Raw genomic sequence first — 17,837 nt, 5'->3', positions numbered from 1 at the left:
AAAGCGAAAGCAATTGCCATGAGAACAGATGTTTGTATCAGGCCTGAGATCTTGTTTTAATTTTGAACCATAAACCCGTGCTGGCAAACAGAATATATAAACCTCCTAGCAGGATGAAAAAGCCTCCGTTCCATCCCGTTTCCATGATGGCTCCCCCCACATTTGGTCCTGCGATACTGCCCACATTGAAATGAAAGGAAGCGACAACATTGGCGGCCGGTAGAAGGAGCCTCGGAAGGATATCTGCCGCGTAGGCCAATCCCAGCGAGAAAAAGGAACCTACCAAACCACCTGCAATCGTCAGCAGTACCAGGACTGCCCAGAAATTTGTTCCTGCCGCTGGAACAAGCAAGAAACAGCTTCCACCCACAATGCCGGCGATGCTCAGTACCCGTTTACGTCCGAATTTATCGCTCCATATCCCCAGGGGAAGCTGCAGAACAAGTCCCCCGATTCCGACAAAGGGCAGCAGCGCTGATATTTCGCCTAGTGTGAATCCGCTTCGCAATCCATAAACAGGGAAATTGCTGTTGATGCCCGCTTCCATATATCCATAGAGAAACGCAGGGAGCAGAGCAAACCAAGCCAGCCTAAAGCTTTTGAGATAGCGGCCAGACGGCTGGGTAGACCCACTCTCACTTTTTTCCGGCTTCAAGTTCGGAAGCTTGAACCATACGACCAGCAATATCACCAAGAACAGCACAGCCAGTACAGCAAACGGAACAGCCTCACCATAATGAAGCAAAGGGATGCCTAATGGTCCTATACTGAATCCCAGTCCGTAAGACATGCCGTATAACGAGATGCTTCGTCCCCGGTTTTGCGACGTAGACATCATAAGCACCCATAACTGGGCTGCATAATGAAGGGCGCTGTCCCCAATTCCTACGAGTACACGCAGTACGAACCAGATTGCCACGCTCGGTATTAAAGGAAAAGCAACCAGTGACAGCATCACCAGCACCAATCCGGATACGATCAGTTTTTTGAAGCCGATCCAGCCAAGCAACCTCTCTGCGACAAGCGTCATGGCAAATGAGCCTACATATAAAGCAGCTGCATTCAATCCATTCATGGATGAGGAAATGCCCATCCGTTCCAAAAATATAGCCAGCACCGGGAGCAGCAATCCCTGGCTTAAACCAGCCGCAACCACAACGGCAATAAGTATGAAATAATGTGTTCTCCCTTGACGGGGATTTGCATCTTCTGTCACTGAAATATGGTCCTCCTCTTATATGAATAAACGATGAATTTATTTAGCCAGATGAACATTATAGTGGACAAGCCCAATCGATACAAGCCATAATAATAACAATGCCATCAATTAGGAGGGTATACCTGTAATGAAATATAAAGTTAGCATCGATGTATCCACCGTGTACGAGCTGCTGGGCAGCTTCATGATATATGCAACGAGAAAATGGACCGATAACCTGGATATCGGAAAACAGCTGATCATGGAGATGGACGAACGCTTGCCCGAGCAGGTGCGGGTCCAGCTTAGCAAAGCCCGTTCCTGGCCGCTGGCGGATTACGACGTCCTCTATGCCTTGATTATGTTAAGACAAGAGCATAAAGCGATCCCCGATTTTCTGAATTGGATCGAATCATCGCCAGCTGAAGAACTTCTGACCCTGCTACAGCCTCATATACCGTCCTTGACGCTGGATGAAATATTACGAATTAGAGAAAGCTATACTCCTCTTCTCAAACTTTGGTATGAGCACTATTTTTCCAAAGTGGAGCAAGACCTGTCTTCGCTGCTGGAAGAAGATGCCGAGGAGAAACGTATGCTTCTCCCAAAAATGGACGACGAGAATTTAATTGAATATGCATCAAGTGGCGTCATACTGGATGATGTGTCACAGGAGAATGTGGTGTTGTTTCCGGGTACGCATTTTCGCCCGATCAATACCTATTGCTTCTATGATAATGTACTTCTTCTCCAGTATCCGATCGATATACCAGAAGAAAATGAAGATGAGCCGCCTGTTGTTCTCCTGCGTATGACGGAAGCGCTCGCCGACCCCGAACGATTGCGACTGTTGCGTTATATTGCAGATGAGCCAAAGGCTGTATCAGAAATGGCCGCTGAGTTGAATCAGCCTTATGAGGAATTAATGCACCATTTGATGATATTAAGAGCAGCTGGTTTGCTCCGCTCCCATCTGAAGTCTGAGAATAATGAGAGATTCAGCATGCGGCCGGACGGAGCTGCTGAGCTTCAGATGTTCCTGGAGAACTACATTAGAATTTCATAGTAAGAAGGAGCGAATCATGAGTAAAATTTCACAGCAGATTATCTTTGACATGGACGATACTTTAATCCATTGCAATAAATATTTTGACCTCATCCTCGGTGATTATTTTGAATGGATGACCGAATGGTTTCAACAATATGGCGTTACTACAGAAGAAGTTCGAACCAAACAGATGGAAATCGATGTAGCGGGCGTAAACAAGTTCGGATTCGCAAGCGCCAATTTTCCGCAATCCTTGATAGACACATACCATTACTTCGCTCGTACTCATGGCAGAGACAGCTCTCGCAAAGAAGAAGAGCTTCTCCTCCAGCTTGGTCTTAGCGTATATGACCAAGAGATTGAGGCCTATCCCGGCATGGTAGAGACGCTGGAGCAGCTCCGGGAAGAAGGACATTGCCTTCATCTGTACACAGGAGGCGAAACGAGAATTCAGAAGCGCAAAATCGAGCAGATGAAGCTGACGGATTATTTTGAAGACCGGATTTACATCCGCCAACATAAGAACATCTCAGCCCTAGAGGGTATTCTTAAGGATGGAACCTTCTCCCGCTCCGATACGTGGATGATCGGGAACTCCCTTCGTACCGATGTTGTTCCAGCTCTGACAGCTGGAATTAACAGCATTTATATCAAGCAGCAGCGCGAATGGCAATACAATCTGGTAGAACTGAAACAAGAGCCGCATAATGTACTGTATACCGTTTCTGCCTTAACTGAAGTGCCAGAAATCATTGATGATCATGTCAATTAATCACAAACAAACCGAGCCAATTTAGGAGTCTTTTCCTTCATTTCGGCTCGGTTTGTTTCTTATAGGGCAATGTTATGATTTCAAGGCAGCACTGCTCTCCTCCGTTTGAACGGCAAGCTTTCCATTGCCCTCGGGTAGCAGGATAATCCTGCCTTTATAGGTACTGCCATCATCTTGCTTAAAAGATAGTAACTGCGTCTTCCCCTGAGTCAGCAAGGATTTCAGCATCGCGTGTGAAATATTCTTGCCAGCAAACTCCTTCCAGATCACAAACTGGCAGCCGGATTTAAAATTCGCACAGCCATACCCTTTACGACCTTCTATGATATGGCCTTCACAGCCAGGTCTAGGACAGCGTCCTAGCGAAGAACGTGCGGTAACAGGCGTTGTTGTTTCCACTGAGGCGGTAGCTCCAGCTTGGGTACTTCTCTTTCCTGTTTGGCCCTCCTTGTTGCTACCGGGAGGGGTCGCTTTTTCGGTACTACGCTTTCCTTTGCCCTTCGGCTTATCCTCTTCTCCACCGAATAACGACGAAGGTGCTTGTCTCTGCGATGAAACCTTGTTAATAATCGAAATGGTAAATTTCTGCACATTTTGCATGAATACGTCCGCTGAAGCCTCTCCCTTGGATATTTGGTGCAAACGACGTTCCCATTGACCCGTCATCTCTGGCGAAGCGAGCAGCTCAACTCCGGCATGCCGAATCAATTCTACCGCCGTTCTTCCTTTTTGGGTTACCGTAATTTTCTTGCCTTGCATCGTAATATAGCCGACCTTTTTCAAGCGTTCGATAGTAGCCGCCCGTGTTGCCGGCGTTCCCAGCCCGCTGTCTTTCATGGCATCCCGGAGGGCTTCATCCTCAATCGACTTTCCAGCACTCTCCATCGCCTTCAGCAAGGTGCCTTCTGTGTAGCTTTTTGGCGGCTGGGTTGCCTTTTCTTTTACTTCCGAGTTTTTACAGTGTACAGGCTTATCGGGAGAGAGGTCAAATGAACGGTCATTCCATTCCTGACTCTCCTCTTCTTCATCCTCTTTGCCTTTTTTGGAAGACTTGGCCTTCTTCTGTTCTTTGTCCTGCGTGATCAGCACCTTCCAGCCCAGAGACAACAGCTCCTTGATCCCGGTTTTGAACGTCTCTCCCTCTACCTCGGTGAGCACCGTATGCTGCTTATACATCGCCGGAGGGTAAAAATGCGACAGAAACCGAAGAATCACCAGATCGTAAATATGCTGCTCCTCCTTACTGAGCGTGCCCGGCCGCTTTAGTGTCGGCAGTATCGCATGGTGATCCTCAACCCGCTGGGGATTGCATACCGCTTTATTGTTAACATGCACCCGGCTGGGATCTGCTCCTTCAGCCATTGCGGCATATGAAGTCGATTTCAGCATATGAAGTGCCTTATGCATACCCTCGATATTCTGTTCATTCACATAGTTGGAGTTGGTCCGCGGATAAGATATCACCTTGTGGCGCTCATACAATGCTTGGGCAAGGTCCAGCGTTTTCTTGGCAGAATACCCATACTTTGCGTTCGCCTCACGTTGTAAAAGTGTCAAATCATATAATTTAAAGGGATATTCCTTCGTTTCTTTCACTTCGTATTTGGCGATAACGCCATCCTTACCATTGACCTTTGAAGCAATAATCTCCGCCTGTTCCTGCGAGGTTAACCGATCCCCCTGCCAAGTCCCCATATATTCCAGCTGCTCTTGTTTGAACGCTGCTTTAACGTCATAGAATGTCTGCGATTCAAATGCCTCGATCTCCTTCTGACGGTCATAGATCAGAGCCAGAACCGGTGTTTGTACACGTCCAACGGATAATAACGTTTGATGACGAGTCGTAAAAGCACGTGAAGCATTCATACCGATCAACCAATCAGCTTCGCTACGTGCTCGTGCAGCATGCGTCAAATTCTCGAAATCCGCGCCATCCTTTAGCTCCGCGAAGCCTCGTGCAATACTTTCTGCTGTTAAGTCGGAAATCCATAATCTTTTTACAGGCTGTTTCAGTTTTAATTGCTGTTGGATGAGCGCGAAGATATACTGCCCTTCCCTTCCTGCATCACAAGCATTCACGATATGGCTGCAGCGCTTGGCAACCTCACCAATGACCTTTAACTGATCTTTGGTTTTCGGATTCGGGATGATTTTGAATTGCTCCGGAATGATGGGCAGATCCCTTAAATTCCAGCGCTTATACTTCGGATCATATGCATCTGGCTCTGCCAGCCCAACCAGATGTCCGATAGCCCATGTTATGATGTATTGCTCACCTTCGAGATATGTACGGTTATTCTTGGCCCGCGGCTCGATGACCGCAGCGATGTTCCGTCCCATATCCGGCTTTTCGGCAATGACCAATGTTTTCAAGTGACATTCTCCTCCCCGATTGAGCTGCTCCTTATGCAAGTGGCTAACTCCAAAAAGGACTTCGCTCTCGCGAAGTCCTTTAAACTACTATTATGATAGCATATTTGGAAGAAGGATTAAACCAGTACGGAAGCACCCATCAAATATTTGTCTACCTCTCGCGCCACCTCGCGACCTTCATTGATGGCCCATACCACGAGGCTTTGACCCCGGCGCATATCTCCAGCGGCAAATATTTTATCCACATTGGTCGTATATTTGCCATACGGTGCTTTTACATTCGAACGACGATCCGTCTCTAGTCCAAGCTGCTCGATCAGTGTTCGCTCCGGTCCGTCAAAGCCGATTGCAATGAAGGCCATTTGAGCCGGATAGGCTTTCTCCGTGCCGAGAATCGGCCGATACACTTTCCGCCCCGATTCATCTACAATCCGCTCGATCTGAACGGTCTGAAGCTCCTTGAGATTGCCTTCCTCATCCCCAACGAATTTCGTTGTCATGATCGAGAATTCACGTGGATCACGGCCAAACAACGCTTTGGCTTCCTCATGTGCGTAATCGAGTGTATACACGTTCGGGAATTGAGGCCACGGGTTGGCAATTGGATCACGCTGCAGCGGAGCCTGTTTATGTGTACCGAATTGAGTCACACTACGACAGCCGTGACGCAAGGCTGTGGCAACGCAGTCGGAGCCGGTATCACCGCCGCCAATGACGATGACATCCTTATCTTTTGATGATACGTATTGACCATCTTCCAAGTTTGAATCCAGCAGGCTCTTGATCGATCCATTCAAATAATCCATCGCATAATGAATTCCTTTAAGATCACTGCCCTCAATAGTGAACTCGCGCGGTTTGGTTGCTCCACCGCACAGTACAACAGCATCATAATCCTCCATCAGCTGCCAGGCAGGAATGTCTTTGCCGATCTCCGTGTTCACAACGAATTCTACGCCTTCAGCTGCCAGCAAATCTACACGACGCTGAACAATACCCTTGTCCAGCTTCATCGATGGAATCCCGTAAGTCAACAGCCCGCCGATGCGATCCGCACGTTCGAAGACGGTAACGGAATGGCCTGCTTTATTTAATTGAGCCGCAGCCGCCAATCCTGCCGGACCTGAACCTACAACAGCGACGCGACATCCCGTGCGCTTCTCTGGCGGTTCGGGAACAACCCAGCCTTCTTCAAACCCTTTGTCGATTATCGCTTGCTCGATCGATTTGATCGCGACCGGTTCACCGATCAAGCCAACGGTACAAGAACCCTCGCATGGCGCAGGACATACACGTCCGGTAAACTCGGGAAAATTATTCGTTTTATGAAGACGTTCCAGCGCTTCTCTCCATAATCCCCGGTATACCAGATGATTCCATTCGGGAATCAAATTATGGATCGGACAGCCTGATGTTCCGCCGAGCATATCGATGCCAGTGTGGCAGTATGGCGTACCGCAATCCATGCAGCGTGCTCCCTGCGTCTGAAGCTCCTCTTCTGCTAAATTCTTATGAAACTCTTCCCAGTCTTTAACTCGTTCAAGCGGGCTTCGGTCCCCCGGAAGCCGGCGCTGATATTCCATAAATCCTGTTGGTGTAGACATAATGTTGTACCCCCGTCCGTTTCGTCCATGCCGTTCATCATTAGAAATATAGTAGCATCTCGCTTTTCATCTGATAAATGGAGTATATGCATGATCATTTGTACTATCATGCTGCATACATCAATGCGATCATGGATAAAACGGAGGTTACCGGAAGATACAACCCTATAGGGGAGCAGCTTTAATTACTTTCGTTCATAAATAACAAAGCGGTAAGTGTATGGATTTTTTTCATCCGTGATGCCGGGTATTTCCTCAATGATTTTCCATTCATCCCAATTGACAGAAGGGAAAAACGTATCCCCTTCGAAGGATTCATCGATAAAGGTGCAATATAGTCGATCCGCTTTCGGCAGCATCAATTCATAGATTTGCGATCCACCAATGACCATCAGCTCTTCATTCTCCGCATAAACGAGAGAATCCTCGATATCGTGAATTACAACACCTTGGTCCTCTGTCAGCATAAAGCTCTCGTCTCGTGTGAGTACGATGTTCTTACGATGAGGAAGCGGTTTACTGCCAAATGAATCCCATGTCTTGCGTCCCATTAGAATCGGTTTATTCAGGGTCTTCTCTCTAAAAAAAGCCATATCGCGCGGCAAACGCCAAGGCATTGTTCCGTTTAGACCAATTACTTGATCCTTTCCCATAGCCCATATCATGGATATCATGTGTATGTCTCCCCTTTCCTTGATTTATTATTTGTTAGGTAATCCACGTGCGGAAAAACCTTTTTAAACAGCAACCGTTGCTTTAATGGTCGGATGATACTGATAGCCCTCAAATTCAAAGTCTTCATAGGTGTAATCAAAAATACTATCCGGCTTCCGCTTGATAACCAGCTTCGGCAGTTCATACGGCTCGCGTTCAAGCTGTGTTCGAACCTGCTCCATATGGTTGGAATAGATATGAACATCGCCCCCGGACCAGATGAATTCGCCCGGTTCAAGATCGCATTGCTGAGCAACCATATGGGTAAGAAGAGCGTAACTGGCAACGTTAAACGGCAATCCGAGGAAGGAATCCACCGAACGCATCGTAAGCATGCAGGAGAGTTTGCCTCCCGCCACGTAGAATTGGAATACAAAATGACATGGCGGCAGCTTCATATTATCAATCTCCGCCACGTTCCAGGCGCTGACGATATGCCGGCGGGAGTCAGGGTTGTTCTTGATCGAATCGATGACCTGGGCGATCTGATCGATGTGGCGCCCATCCGGCGTTTCCCATGCCCGCCACTGAGAGCCATAAACAGGGCCCAAATCTCCATTCTCGTCTGCCCACTCATCCCATATTCTAACGCCGTTTTCTTTTAAGTACCGTATATTCGTTTCTCCGCTCAAGAACCACAAAAGCTCATGTATCACCGATTTCAGATGAATTCGCTTCGTTGTCATGAGTGGGAATCCTTTGGACAAATCAAAACGCAGTTGTCTTCCAAATACGGATAACGTCCCTGTCCCCGTACGATCGCCTTTCTCTACACCATGATCCAGTATATCCTGCAGCAGCTCCAAATATTGTTTCATCTATAGTCACCTCACTAGAATCTCATATTAACAGTCTACCATGTTCATGGAATGATTGGGATGCTTAAAATCCCCCTGGTGAAAGATGCCGGATATCACGTAGATTATCCTCGCAAAAAAACAGGGGACCGAGAGCGCCACTTGCACTCTCAGTCCCCTGACCAAATAATAATGCCCTGAATATGCGTCGTATGGATTAACGGGCAATGATGTGGATCGGATGACCCATAACCAGTTCCGCAGCTTCCATAACGATCTCACCCAGTGTTGGGTGCGCATGGATCGTCAATGCTACATCTTCAAGTGTTGCACCCATCTCAATCGCAAGACCAAGCTCAGCGATCAGGTTGGACGCTTCCAGACCTACGATTTGCGCTCCGAGAATAAGTCCTGTTCCTTCTTCAGCCACGATTTTCACGAAGCCTTCCGGATGGTTCAAGGATACGGAACGTCCGTTACCTGCGTAAGGGAATTTGCCGGCTTTTACTTTATGGCCTTTTTCCTTCGCTTGAGCTTCGGTATAACCTACGCTGGAGCATTCTGGATCTGTAAACACAACGGCCGGGATACATTTGTAATCCACGACAGATGGCATTCCGGAAATAGCCTCAGCAGCCACTTTACCTTCATAGGAAGCTTTGTGTGCAAGAGCCAGACCAGACACGATATCCCCGATTGCAAAGATATGAGGAATGCTGGTGCGTCCTTGATGGTCGACTTTCACGAATCCGCGCTCATCCATATCGAGACCGATCAGATCCAGACCGAGTTCTCCGTCAGTATTCGGACGACGGCCAACTGTAACCAGCAGGTAATCAGCTGTTACTTCTTTGGTTTCGCCGTTTACGGAGTATTTCACGGTAACTTCTTTATCGTTCTGCTCAGCACTTTCAGCTTTTGCACCTGTGATAATTTCGATACCTGTTTTCTTCATGTTTTTCGTAACGAGGCTTGTCATGTCCTTGTCAAAGCCAGCCAGAACGCTGTCCAGACCTTCGATGATTGTAACGTTGGAACCGAATTTGGAGTACATTTGGCCAAGCTCGGCACCGATGTAGCCGCCACCGATGACGATCATGCTCTTCGGTACTTCAGGCAGATTCAATGCTTCTGTAGAAGACAAGATGCGTCCGCCAAATGGGAATGGCTTCAATTCAATTGGACGGGAGCCTGTCGCAATGATGCAGTTCTTGAAACGGTAACGCGGAGACTCATGATCATTGAATACACGAGCTTCGTTTTCGTTGATGAACATGCACTCGCCGTTGAAAACTTCAACTTTGTTGCCTTTCAACAAACCAGCTACACCGCCGGTCATTTTTTTGACAACACCGTTTTTGAATTCCTGAGTCTTTGCAAAATCAACCGTTACGTTCTCCACGGAAATACCGAAAGCATCGGCATGCTTAGCGGATTCGAACTGATGAGCTGCAGCGATCAAAGCCTTGGAAGGAATACAACCACGGTTCAAGCAAACACCGCCGAGTTCCGATTTATCAACGATCAGAACACTTTGACCCAGTTGGGCGGCACGAATTGCCGCCACATAACCACCAGGACCAGCACCAATGACTAGAGTATCAATATCTAAAGAAGCATCTCCAACTACCATTAGTTACACCTCCATAACAAGCAGCTCAGGGTTAGCGAGCAGCTGTTTAATATAGTTCATAAAGTTTTGAGCTGTCGCTCCGTCGATGATCCGATGGTCAAAGCTCAAGGACAATGCCATAACAGGAGCTGCCACAATCTCACCGTTCTTAACAACCGCTTTTTCGCTGATGCGGCCGGTACCGAGAATAGCAACCTCTGGGAAGTTAATAATTGGTGTAAAGAACATACCGCCTGCAGATCCGATGTTCGAGATGGAAATCGTGCTGCCCTTCATTTCGTTAGCAGACAGTTTGCCTTCACGGCCGCGAGCAGCCAGGTCACGGATGCTGTCAGCGATCATCCAGATGCTCTTACGATCCGCATCTTTGATAACCGGTACGATCAGACCGTTGTCTGTATCCGTAGCAATACCGATGTTGTAGTACTTTTTGTACACGATTTCGTTCGCTTCTTCGTCGATCATTGCATTGAGTGCAGGGAATTGACGGCTTGCCGCAACAAGTGCTTTAACGATGAATGGCAGATACGTAACTTTCGTGCCCTTCTTCTCAGCGATCGGTTTCATGCGGGTACGGAACGCTACCAGCTCAGTTACGTCAACTTCGTCCATGATCGTAACGTGAGGAGCTGTGTAAGCCGACTTAACCATAGCATTCGAGATCGCTTTGCGGATACCTTTGAATGGTACGCGCTCTTCTTCTGCACGAGTGTCCACTGCGGATGCTGCTGCAGGTGCTGCTTTTGCTTCGGATGCAGCTTCTTGCGCCGGAGCTGCTGCTTGGCCGCCACCGTTCTTGAAGGCTTCAACATCTTCGCGAGTCACTTTACCGTTGTTGCCGGAGCCTTTAACTTGAGCGATGTCCACGCCTTGTTCGCGAGCAAATTTTCTCACACTTGGCGTAGCCAAAACTTCACGGTTAGGTGCTGCAGGTGCTGCTGACTCACCGTTTCCGCCTTCTTTAGCGTCAGCTGGTGCATTTTGAGCCGGGGAAGAAGTCGTATCAGCACTTCCCTTAGCGGCGTCAGCTTCTTGAGCAGACTGCTCTTCAGCAGGAACTTCCTGCTCAGGGATGTCACCTTCTGCATCAATGACAGCAACCACTTCACCGACACGGCATACTTGACCGTCCTTGGCAAAAACTTCTTGAACCGTACCGTTCACGGGACAAGGAACTTCCACGACTGCCTTGTCATTCTGTACTTCCATGATGATGTCGTCGTCTGTTACTTTGTCGCCTGGCTTAATATGCATTTTGATGATTTCACCTTCATGCAAACCTTCACCCAGCTCTGGAAAACGATATTCAAATTTTGCCAACTGTAAAACCTCCCTAGATATTGCTGCTATTAGAAATTCAATACTTTATTTACGGCATCAATGATACGTGCTGGCGTAGGCAACCAAGTATCCTCAATTTGAGCGAACGGATACACAGTGTCCGGCGGAGTCACGCGAAGCACTGGAGCTTCCAAATGGAGAATCGCTTTTTCATTGATTTGAGCGATAACCTCTGCGGCTACACCCGCAGATTTTTGCGCTTCTTGAACCACGATCGCACGATTGGTTTTCTTAACTGAAGCCAGCACGGTGTCGATATCGATTGGAGAAATGGTGCGCAAGTCGATAATTTCCGCTTTGATTCCGTTCTTCTCAAGCTCGTCAGCCGCTTTCGTTGCGGTATGAACCATCAGTCCGTAAGCAATAATCGTAACGTCGGTTCCTTCGCGAACAACGTTAGCTTTGCCAAGTTCAACGGTGTAGTCACCTTCAGGAACTTCGGCGCGGAACGCATGATACAAGTTCAAGTGCTCCATGAAGAATACAGGATCATTATCGCGGATCGCTGCGATCATAAGACCTTTTGCATCATAAGGATTGGAAGGCACTACAACTTTAATACCCGGTGTTTGAGCGATCAAACCTTCAAGTGCATCTGTGTGCAGCTCAGCTGCTTTAACCCCTCCGCCGAATGGAGTACGGAATACAATTGGAGAGTTATAGCGTCCGCCGGAACGGTAACGCATACGAGCGGCTTGAACGACGATTTGGTCAAGCGCCTCAAAGATAAATCCAACGAATTGAATTTCAGCGATCGGACGGAATCCTTGAATACCAAGACCGACAGCCATACCGCCAATAGCGGATTCAGCCAGTGGTGTATCAAATACGCGTTCTTCCCCGAATTCTTTCTGAAGGCCTTCCGTTACACGGAAAACACCGCCGACATTACCTACGTCTTCACCGAAGATGACAACGTTAGGGTCACGGCTCAATTCAACGCGCATGGCGTCGCGAATCGCTTCTTTCATGTTCATTTGTGCCATTGCTTCATTTCCTCCTTAAGAAATACAGTAAACTTCCAGTGTTATGCCTTATGCGGCTATATGTTCATATTAATAAGCGTCCTTGGAGCCATGAGAAGACCGGATGATTATCGAAGGTACAACCTAACGATAATCATCGGTCCGTCATGCTTATTGGAAATCCGCTTTTTGCTCTTCCAAATGCTTAGGCGTTTGTTCGAACATGCTGTCGATCAAACCAGGCACCGTCATTTTTTCCGTTTGCTCGGCTTTTTTGATCTGTTCGTTGACTTTCGCTTTAGCCTCTTCCTTCACGCGAGCTGTATCCTCTTCTGTCCACAACCCTTTGGATTCGAGGTACTTCGCAAGACGCGCAATTGGATCCTTCTCGTTCCACTCGCCCTCTTCTTCCTTCGTACGATATTTTGTAGCGTCGTCAGAAAGGGAGTGTGGACGGAAACGGTAAGTTACTGCTTCAATCAGTGTTGCACCTTCGCCATTGCGGCCGCGTTCAGCTGCGTCACGAACTGCTTTGATTACTGCAAGCACGTCCATACCGTCAACCTTAACTCCCTTGATTCCAGCTGCAACAGCTTTATGAGCGATAGACAATGCTGCTGTCTGCTTGGAGAACGGAGTCGTGATCGCATAACCATTGTTTTGTACAAAGAAAATCACTGGTAATTTATATACGCCGGCATAGTTCAAGCCTTCGTAGAAGTCACCTTCGGAGGAACCGCCATCACCGGTATACGTAATAACAACTTGTTTTTGTTTTTTCAGTTTGTACCCCATAGCAATACCCATGGCATGCAGAATTTGCGCACCAATGATAATCTGAGGCATCAATACGTTAACACCCTCTGGAATTTGTCCGCCATGCTGATGTCCGCGGGAATAGAGGAATGCTTGATAAAGCGGAAGACCATGCCATACGATTTGTGGCATATCGCGGTAGCCCGGGCAAACAAAGTCATCTTTCTCAAGTGCAAACTCACTGCCTACCATTGTAGCTTCTTGTCCAGATACAGGCGCATAGAAGCCGAGACGTCCTTGACGGCCCAGATTTACGGCACGATCATCCCAAGTACGGGTAAATACCATGCGGTACATAATTTCTTTCAGTTGATCGTCTGACAATTCCGGCAAAAGATCTTTGTTTACGATTTTGCCATCCGGGGAAAGTACAGATAGAGTACCTACTTCCTCGGTATATACTTCATAAGGAACCTTGGTCATTTTTTTCACCTCAATAAATATTTGAATATCAAGTTCCGCTGTTATAGAATTATTATACACCTGTTTCACTCCATTCGTCAAAGGAATACGGGATAAAATTTCACATTTCTCGACGTTTGTATGTATAACAGATCACAAACAATACTATAACAGAATGACAAACATCATAGAACAACAGACATCTTAGATAGGTCAGGGTAATTTTAACTTATTGTTTACCGCATTTCAAAAACTAACCCGAAAAAGGTGACGATTTATGACGAATGAACGTTTATTGAAGCGAACCATCGTAAAAGAAGTGATTGAAAGCAAGTTTTTGCAGGAGAATCGAACACTCCGCATCTATCTCCCACCCGGCTATAATGAAATTCTCAGCTACCCTGTCGTTTATTGTCAGGACGGCGAAGAATTTTTCAACTTCGGGCGGATCGCGACGTGGGCCAACCAGCTCATACTCGAAGAAGGTGTAGATCCTTTCATTATTGTAGGCGTAGAAGTTAATACAAAGATTCGCACCGAGGAGTATGCGCCTTTTGGAAACCGTTTCGATGCTTATCTGTCCTGTTTCGCCGAAGAGATTATTCCCTTCATTGAACAGAAATATCCTGTTCGCAGAGAGCCAGCCGAGCGCGTTCTCGCTGGTGATTCCCTTGGCGGAAGCGTCTCTGTTCATCTAGCCCTGCGTTACCCGCAACTCTTCTCAAGAATCATTAGCTTGTCCGGTGCTTTCTATGAGAAGTCCCAGAATATGATCCGGGAAGAACAGGATTTGTCCTGGCTCGACATCTATATGATTGTAGGTCTCCAAGAAGACAACTATGCAACCGATACAGGTGTCTATAACTTCGTTGAATTGAATCGTTCAACAAAAGCTTTGCTGGAAGAACGGGGTGCCACCATCACTTATTATGAAAAAGACGGACGTCACCTTTGGGGATTCTGGCAAAAAGAGCTCCCTGCTGCCCTTATGTACTTCCTGGGTTAATCCATTACTCACAGCAACAACAGATCTGCTACTGGCTTAACCTGTTACTATAATTTTCACCATCTGTCCTATCAGGCCTGGTGGCGTGACATGTGAGCAGTTGGCAAAGCGCATACTCATATGGAGATAAGAGGAGTGAACAGCTCCCCCCTTTGTCTCCACTTCAAAAAAAAGATGAACAACCGCGCATTTTTTTAATGGAATGTGCATTGTTCATCTTTTCTGTTTCAGCAGCCCGTTCATCTTGGTATCGCTTTCAATTGTCTTCGTCAAAAAAGCGGCTGACTCACCGCTTGTTCGACTCGATTATAGCTTTTCTCGAATGATTTTGTCCAGTAGAATGTCACACCCTGCATTGATAAGCTGGTACACCTCTTCAAAGTTTCCGGTGAAATAAGGATCAGGCACCTCTCGCAGCTTCTCATCCGGCAGCAGATCCATAAACTTTAGAATCTTGGCTTCGTCGTACCCTGCCAATTTGCGCATATTCTCAACATTGGAATTATCCATGCCGATAACATAGTCGAAATCCTCGAAGTCTTTGCCTATCACTTGTCGAGCTACCATGCCTTCATAGCTAATTTGCCAATGATCCAACAGTTTCCGGGTACCTTCGTGAGGTATACTTCCAACATGCCAATCTCCGGTACCGGCGGAATCCACACGTATCTGATCCTGCAGCCCCCGCTGCATAATTTTATGTCTTAACACTGCCTCCGCCATGGGCGAGCGGCAGATATTCCCCAGACATACAAACAAAACGGATACCATGAACTTATCTCCTTTAACGTTTAATAACAACCCCATTTAGATCATGCGTAATATCTGAATGACTCTCAACCTTCCACTATCTCGAGCTGATCTCATTTCCCTGGGAAGGAGAAGGTCTTCCACCATGCAATGACCTTCTAGGTAATTTCCATTTATAGAGAACGGACAGCATTCTGAACACGATCACTACAACAAACAGAGCCAGCAGCTGCCATGTCTTGGTAGCAAAGCCGAGCCCAATGGCGACCCCCGCTACCATCGCCCAGACCGCATAAATTTCGTCGCGCAGCACGAGCGGTTTTCGTCCGGCTAATAGATCCCGCACCATTCCACCGCCGCTGCCTGTCAGCACGGCAGCTACAATTACCGCACTCAAGGGATGATTCATTTGTGTAGCATATATTGCACCTTGAATAGCAAAAGCCGACAAGCCGATCGCATCAAATAATGCTTCTGTCTTCTTCCAGTGCTGTATGAAGCGGAGAGGCAGTACAAATGCGACAAATACTGAAATCATCGCCAGCATGATTAAATCTCCCTGACTCCACAGCGTGGTCACTGGCACACCGATCAATACGTTTCTTATAATCCCGCCGCCGAAAGCAGTAACCAATCCAAGAACCACGACACCCAGAATATCATATTCTTCTTCCATTGCTACGAAAGCTCCCGACATCGCGAACGCTATAGTGCCAATGATACTGAATACATCAAACATATGCATGTCCAAAGCATAGTTCCCCCGCTCCCCCATCGATTTACATCTTACATTGTAGACGTGGCTGTTTAAATTGTGCAAGCATGAAAACTGCTTTATACTAGAATTCAATGACAATTCGCTCGAAAAAGGAGGAATTTATGATGAATCACACTCGCGTCCTGATATATACAGGCGGGGAGTTGTCACCCACATTTTTAGACGAGATTCAAGAAGGAGACTTCATTATAGGCGCTGATCGCGGGTCGCTGTTCTTGATTGACCATGGCATCAGGCCGGACCTGTCCGTTGGGGATTTCGACTCGATTCCATCCAATCAGTTGGAACATATCCGAGCCATGAGCGGGAAAGTCATCGCTTGCGACCCGATCGACAAAAATCTGACCGACACCGAACTCGCCTTTGAACTAGCACTTGAACAATCGCCTGCCTCCATCATGATTCTGGGAGCGACCGGTACGCGTCTGGACCACACGCTGGCCAATATTCATATGCTGATTCGCGGACTTCAGCATCATATACCATGTTCCATTCTTGATAAGAACAACTATATTATGCTCACAGGCTCAAACTGTATAGTTGAGGACAGAGGATTTACATACGTCTCTCTTCTGCCGCTTACAACGGAAGTCACCGGAATCTACCTCGAAGGGTTTCAGTATCCGCTCCAAAATGCCACACTGCGTTTGGGACAGTCACTAGGAATCAGCAATAAACTTTCCGGGGAGAAAGGTACCGTCCGGATCGAGGGAGGTTTACTGCTCATCATTCAGAGTAAAGATCGCTAATCATGACTATTTTGTCATCTTTAGATCCGCAATTTAACCTTTCATTCACATCTTAAAAAACCCTTGTTTTTCAAGGGTTTTTTCTTATTTCTATCACTGCTTATATGTTTAATTCTTAATTTTTTGTTACTTTTAATGATATTTTAATAATTCGCTTTCATTCCATGCGGCCCAAGGAATTGCGCTGATTATCCAAATTTTAGACGGTTTCAAATCTGATATACTCGGTTCATCGCCAAAACAAAAATGCATGGAGGTAATTACAACATGAATCGACAACAATGGATCAAGAAAGCCGTAGTAATCAGCTTAAGCGCAACTTTGGGTGTTGGCGCAGTTCTTACTGTAGCACCAGCGACTCCTGTAGAAGCTGCAGCTGTAAGCAAAGGAACTCAAGTCGTTAATTATGGTAAAAAATATATGGGAACACCTTATAAATTTGGAGCTTCCACCTCTACAACTAGAGTCTTTGACTGCTCATCATTCATGAAGCATATCTTTAAAAAATACGGTGTGAATCTGCCCCGTACGTCTGCAGCTCAATCCAAAGTAGGTAAAGCCGTATCGAAATCGAACTTGAAAGCCGGCGATTTGATCTTCTTCTCTAGCGGAAGCCGTGCCAATGGCAGAAATGTAACTCACGTAGCCGTTTATATGGGCAACAATAAAATTCTGCACACTTACGGGAAGCCTGGCGTGACCATCTCCAGTCTGACTGGTAACTGGAGCAAGACTTATCTGAAAGCACGTCGAGTACTGTAGTCGTTTATTCGTATATACCATATAGATTTGAATATTAAAAGACCGTCTGCCTCTCTGAAGTGCACCCCTTAGAATAGACATTGGATTAAACCCCTGGTTTATCCGATGAAATTCTAGGGGTGCATTTTT

16 protein-coding genes are annotated in these 17,837 nt (G+C 46.9%); 5 read left to right on the top strand and 11 right to left on the bottom strand.

Going from position 1 to position 17,837, the window contains the following annotated elements:
* Nucleotides 1-37: 37 nt before the first annotated feature.
* Nucleotides 38-1,216, bottom strand: a complete 1,179-nt coding sequence (locus tag AM231_RS07150; protein WP_054401958.1) for an MFS transporter — start codon at nucleotides 1,214-1,216, stop codon at nucleotides 38-40.
* A gap of 130 nt (nucleotides 1,217-1,346) precedes the next feature.
* Here AM231_RS07150 and AM231_RS07145 point away from each other — a divergent pair, with 130 nt between their 5' ends.
* Together AM231_RS07145 and AM231_RS07140 are read left to right on the top strand one after the other, a co-directional pair.
* The gene (locus tag AM231_RS07145; RefSeq protein WP_054401957.1) at nucleotides 1,347-2,264 is read left to right on the top strand and encodes an ArsR/SmtB family transcription factor; all 918 of its coding nucleotides are present in this window, start codon (nucleotides 1,347-1,349) and stop codon (nucleotides 2,262-2,264) included.
* Nucleotides 2,265-2,280: 16 nt separating this feature from the next.
* Nucleotides 2,281-3,018 carry an HAD family hydrolase gene (locus AM231_RS07140; protein ID WP_054401955.1) on the top strand — a complete coding sequence of 246 codons (738 nt, stop codon included), beginning with the start codon at nucleotides 2,281-2,283 and terminating at the stop codon, nucleotides 3,016-3,018.
* Nucleotides 3,019-3,090: 72 nt separating this feature from the next.
* Here the strand turns inward: AM231_RS07140 and AM231_RS07135 are convergent, their stop codons facing one another.
* The 8 genes from AM231_RS07135 to pdhA form a co-directional block, all read right to left on the bottom strand.
* Complete coding sequence (locus AM231_RS07135) at nucleotides 3,091-5,391, bottom strand: type IA DNA topoisomerase (RefSeq protein WP_054401954.1); 2,301 nt, start codon at nucleotides 5,389-5,391, stop codon at nucleotides 3,091-3,093.
* 116 nt (nucleotides 5,392-5,507) lie between these two features.
* The gene (locus AM231_RS07130; protein ID WP_054401953.1) at nucleotides 5,508-6,995 is read right to left on the bottom strand and encodes a glutamate synthase subunit beta; all 1,488 of its coding nucleotides are present in this window, start codon (nucleotides 6,993-6,995) and stop codon (nucleotides 5,508-5,510) included.
* A gap of 185 nt (nucleotides 6,996-7,180) precedes the next feature.
* Nucleotides 7,181-7,669 carry a dihydrofolate reductase gene (locus AM231_RS07125; protein WP_054401952.1) on the bottom strand — a complete coding sequence of 163 codons (489 nt, stop codon included), beginning with the start codon at nucleotides 7,667-7,669 and terminating at the stop codon, nucleotides 7,181-7,183.
* 63 nt (nucleotides 7,670-7,732) lie between these two features.
* A complete protein-coding gene (gene thyA, locus AM231_RS07120) occupies nucleotides 7,733-8,527 on the bottom strand; it encodes a thymidylate synthase (protein WP_054401950.1) in 795 nt (264 codons plus the stop codon).
* A gap of 196 nt (nucleotides 8,528-8,723) precedes the next feature.
* On the bottom strand, nucleotides 8,724-10,139 hold the full coding sequence (gene lpdA / locus AM231_RS07115; protein WP_054401948.1) for a dihydrolipoyl dehydrogenase: 1,416 nt from the start codon (nucleotides 10,137-10,139) through the stop codon (nucleotides 8,724-8,726).
* Between the two features lie 3 nt (nucleotides 10,140-10,142).
* The gene (locus AM231_RS07110; protein WP_054401946.1) at nucleotides 10,143-11,459 is read right to left on the bottom strand and encodes a dihydrolipoamide acetyltransferase family protein; all 1,317 of its coding nucleotides are present in this window, start codon (nucleotides 11,457-11,459) and stop codon (nucleotides 10,143-10,145) included.
* A gap of 29 nt (nucleotides 11,460-11,488) precedes the next feature.
* The gene (locus AM231_RS07105) at nucleotides 11,489-12,466 is read right to left on the bottom strand and encodes an alpha-ketoacid dehydrogenase subunit beta (RefSeq protein ID WP_054401944.1); all 978 of its coding nucleotides are present in this window, start codon (nucleotides 12,464-12,466) and stop codon (nucleotides 11,489-11,491) included.
* A gap of 150 nt (nucleotides 12,467-12,616) precedes the next feature.
* Nucleotides 12,617-13,684, bottom strand: coding sequence for a pyruvate dehydrogenase (acetyl-transferring) E1 component subunit alpha (pdhA, locus tag AM231_RS07100; protein WP_053494274.1), 1,068 nt, complete (start codon nucleotides 13,682-13,684; stop codon nucleotides 12,617-12,619).
* Nucleotides 13,685-13,940: 256 nt separating this feature from the next.
* On the opposite strand from pdhA, the gene AM231_RS07095 reads away from it, so the two are divergent.
* Entirely contained in the window at nucleotides 13,941-14,669 is a 729-nt protein-coding gene (locus tag AM231_RS07095) for an alpha/beta hydrolase (protein ID WP_053493796.1), read from the top strand.
* 306 nt (nucleotides 14,670-14,975) lie between these two features.
* On the opposite strand, the gene AM231_RS07090 is transcribed toward AM231_RS07095, so the two are convergent.
* Both AM231_RS07090 and AM231_RS07085 read right to left on the bottom strand, forming a co-directional pair.
* Nucleotides 14,976-15,440, bottom strand: a complete 465-nt coding sequence (locus tag AM231_RS07090) for a low molecular weight protein-tyrosine-phosphatase (protein WP_054401942.1) — start codon at nucleotides 15,438-15,440, stop codon at nucleotides 14,976-14,978.
* 76 nt (nucleotides 15,441-15,516) lie between these two features.
* Nucleotides 15,517-16,164: a trimeric intracellular cation channel family protein gene (locus AM231_RS07085; RefSeq protein ID WP_054403553.1), complete on the bottom strand. Its 648-nt coding sequence runs from the start codon at nucleotides 16,162-16,164 to the stop codon at nucleotides 15,517-15,519.
* Nucleotides 16,165-16,301: 137 nt separating this feature from the next.
* Here AM231_RS07085 and AM231_RS07080 point away from each other — a divergent pair, with 137 nt between their 5' ends.
* Together AM231_RS07080 and AM231_RS07075 are read left to right on the top strand one after the other, a co-directional pair.
* Nucleotides 16,302-16,946, top strand: coding sequence for a thiamine diphosphokinase (locus AM231_RS07080; protein ID WP_054401939.1), 645 nt, complete (start codon nucleotides 16,302-16,304; stop codon nucleotides 16,944-16,946).
* Nucleotides 16,947-17,213: 267 nt separating this feature from the next.
* Nucleotides 17,214-17,708: a C40 family peptidase gene (locus tag AM231_RS07075; RefSeq protein WP_053493799.1), complete on the top strand. Its 495-nt coding sequence runs from the start codon at nucleotides 17,214-17,216 to the stop codon at nucleotides 17,706-17,708.
* Nucleotides 17,709-17,837: the final 129 nt, after the last annotated feature.

The organism is Paenibacillus solani (genome assembly GCF_001277345.1).
Taxonomy (GTDB): domain Bacteria; phylum Bacillota; class Bacilli; order Paenibacillales; family Paenibacillaceae; genus Paenibacillus_AQ; species Paenibacillus_AQ solani.
Note: the sequence above shows the minus strand (reverse complement) of the source record. Positions and strands in the feature narration are given on the sequence as shown.

What these genes read in the sequence shown, in the direction of transcription:
- thyA (WP_054401950.1), bottom strand. Translation starts at nt 8,527, where the DNA reads ATGAAACAATATTTGGAGCTGCTGCAGGATATACTGGATCATGGTGTA.
- AM231_RS07125 (WP_054401952.1), bottom strand. Translation starts at nt 7,669, where the DNA reads ATGATATCCATGATATGGGCTATGGGAAAGGATCAAGTAATTGGTCTA.
- AM231_RS07140 (WP_054401955.1), top strand. Translation starts at nt 2,281, where the DNA reads ATGAGTAAAATTTCACAGCAGATTATCTTTGACATGGACGATACTTTA.
- AM231_RS07090 (WP_054401942.1), bottom strand. Translation starts at nt 15,440, where the DNA reads ATGGTATCCGTTTTGTTTGTATGTCTGGGGAATATCTGCCGCTCGCCC.
- pdhA (WP_053494274.1), bottom strand. Translation starts at nt 13,684, where the DNA reads ATGACCAAGGTTCCTTATGAAGTATATACCGAGGAAGTAGGTACTCTA.
- AM231_RS07105 (WP_054401944.1), bottom strand. Translation starts at nt 12,466, where the DNA reads ATGGCACAAATGAACATGAAAGAAGCGATTCGCGACGCCATGCGCGTT.
- AM231_RS07080 (WP_054401939.1), top strand. Translation starts at nt 16,302, where the DNA reads ATGAATCACACTCGCGTCCTGATATATACAGGCGGGGAGTTGTCACCC.
- AM231_RS07095 (WP_053493796.1), top strand. Translation starts at nt 13,941, where the DNA reads ATGACGAATGAACGTTTATTGAAGCGAACCATCGTAAAAGAAGTGATT.
- AM231_RS07145 (WP_054401957.1), top strand. Translation starts at nt 1,347, where the DNA reads ATGAAATATAAAGTTAGCATCGATGTATCCACCGTGTACGAGCTGCTG.
- AM231_RS07075 (WP_053493799.1), top strand. Translation starts at nt 17,214, where the DNA reads ATGAATCGACAACAATGGATCAAGAAAGCCGTAGTAATCAGCTTAAGC.
- AM231_RS07130 (WP_054401953.1), bottom strand. Translation starts at nt 6,995, where the DNA reads ATGTCTACACCAACAGGATTTATGGAATATCAGCGCCGGCTTCCGGGG.
- lpdA (WP_054401948.1), bottom strand. Translation starts at nt 10,139, where the DNA reads ATGGTAGTTGGAGATGCTTCTTTAGATATTGATACTCTAGTCATTGGT.
- AM231_RS07085 (WP_054403553.1), bottom strand. Translation starts at nt 16,164, where the DNA reads ATGCATATGTTTGATGTATTCAGTATCATTGGCACTATAGCGTTCGCG.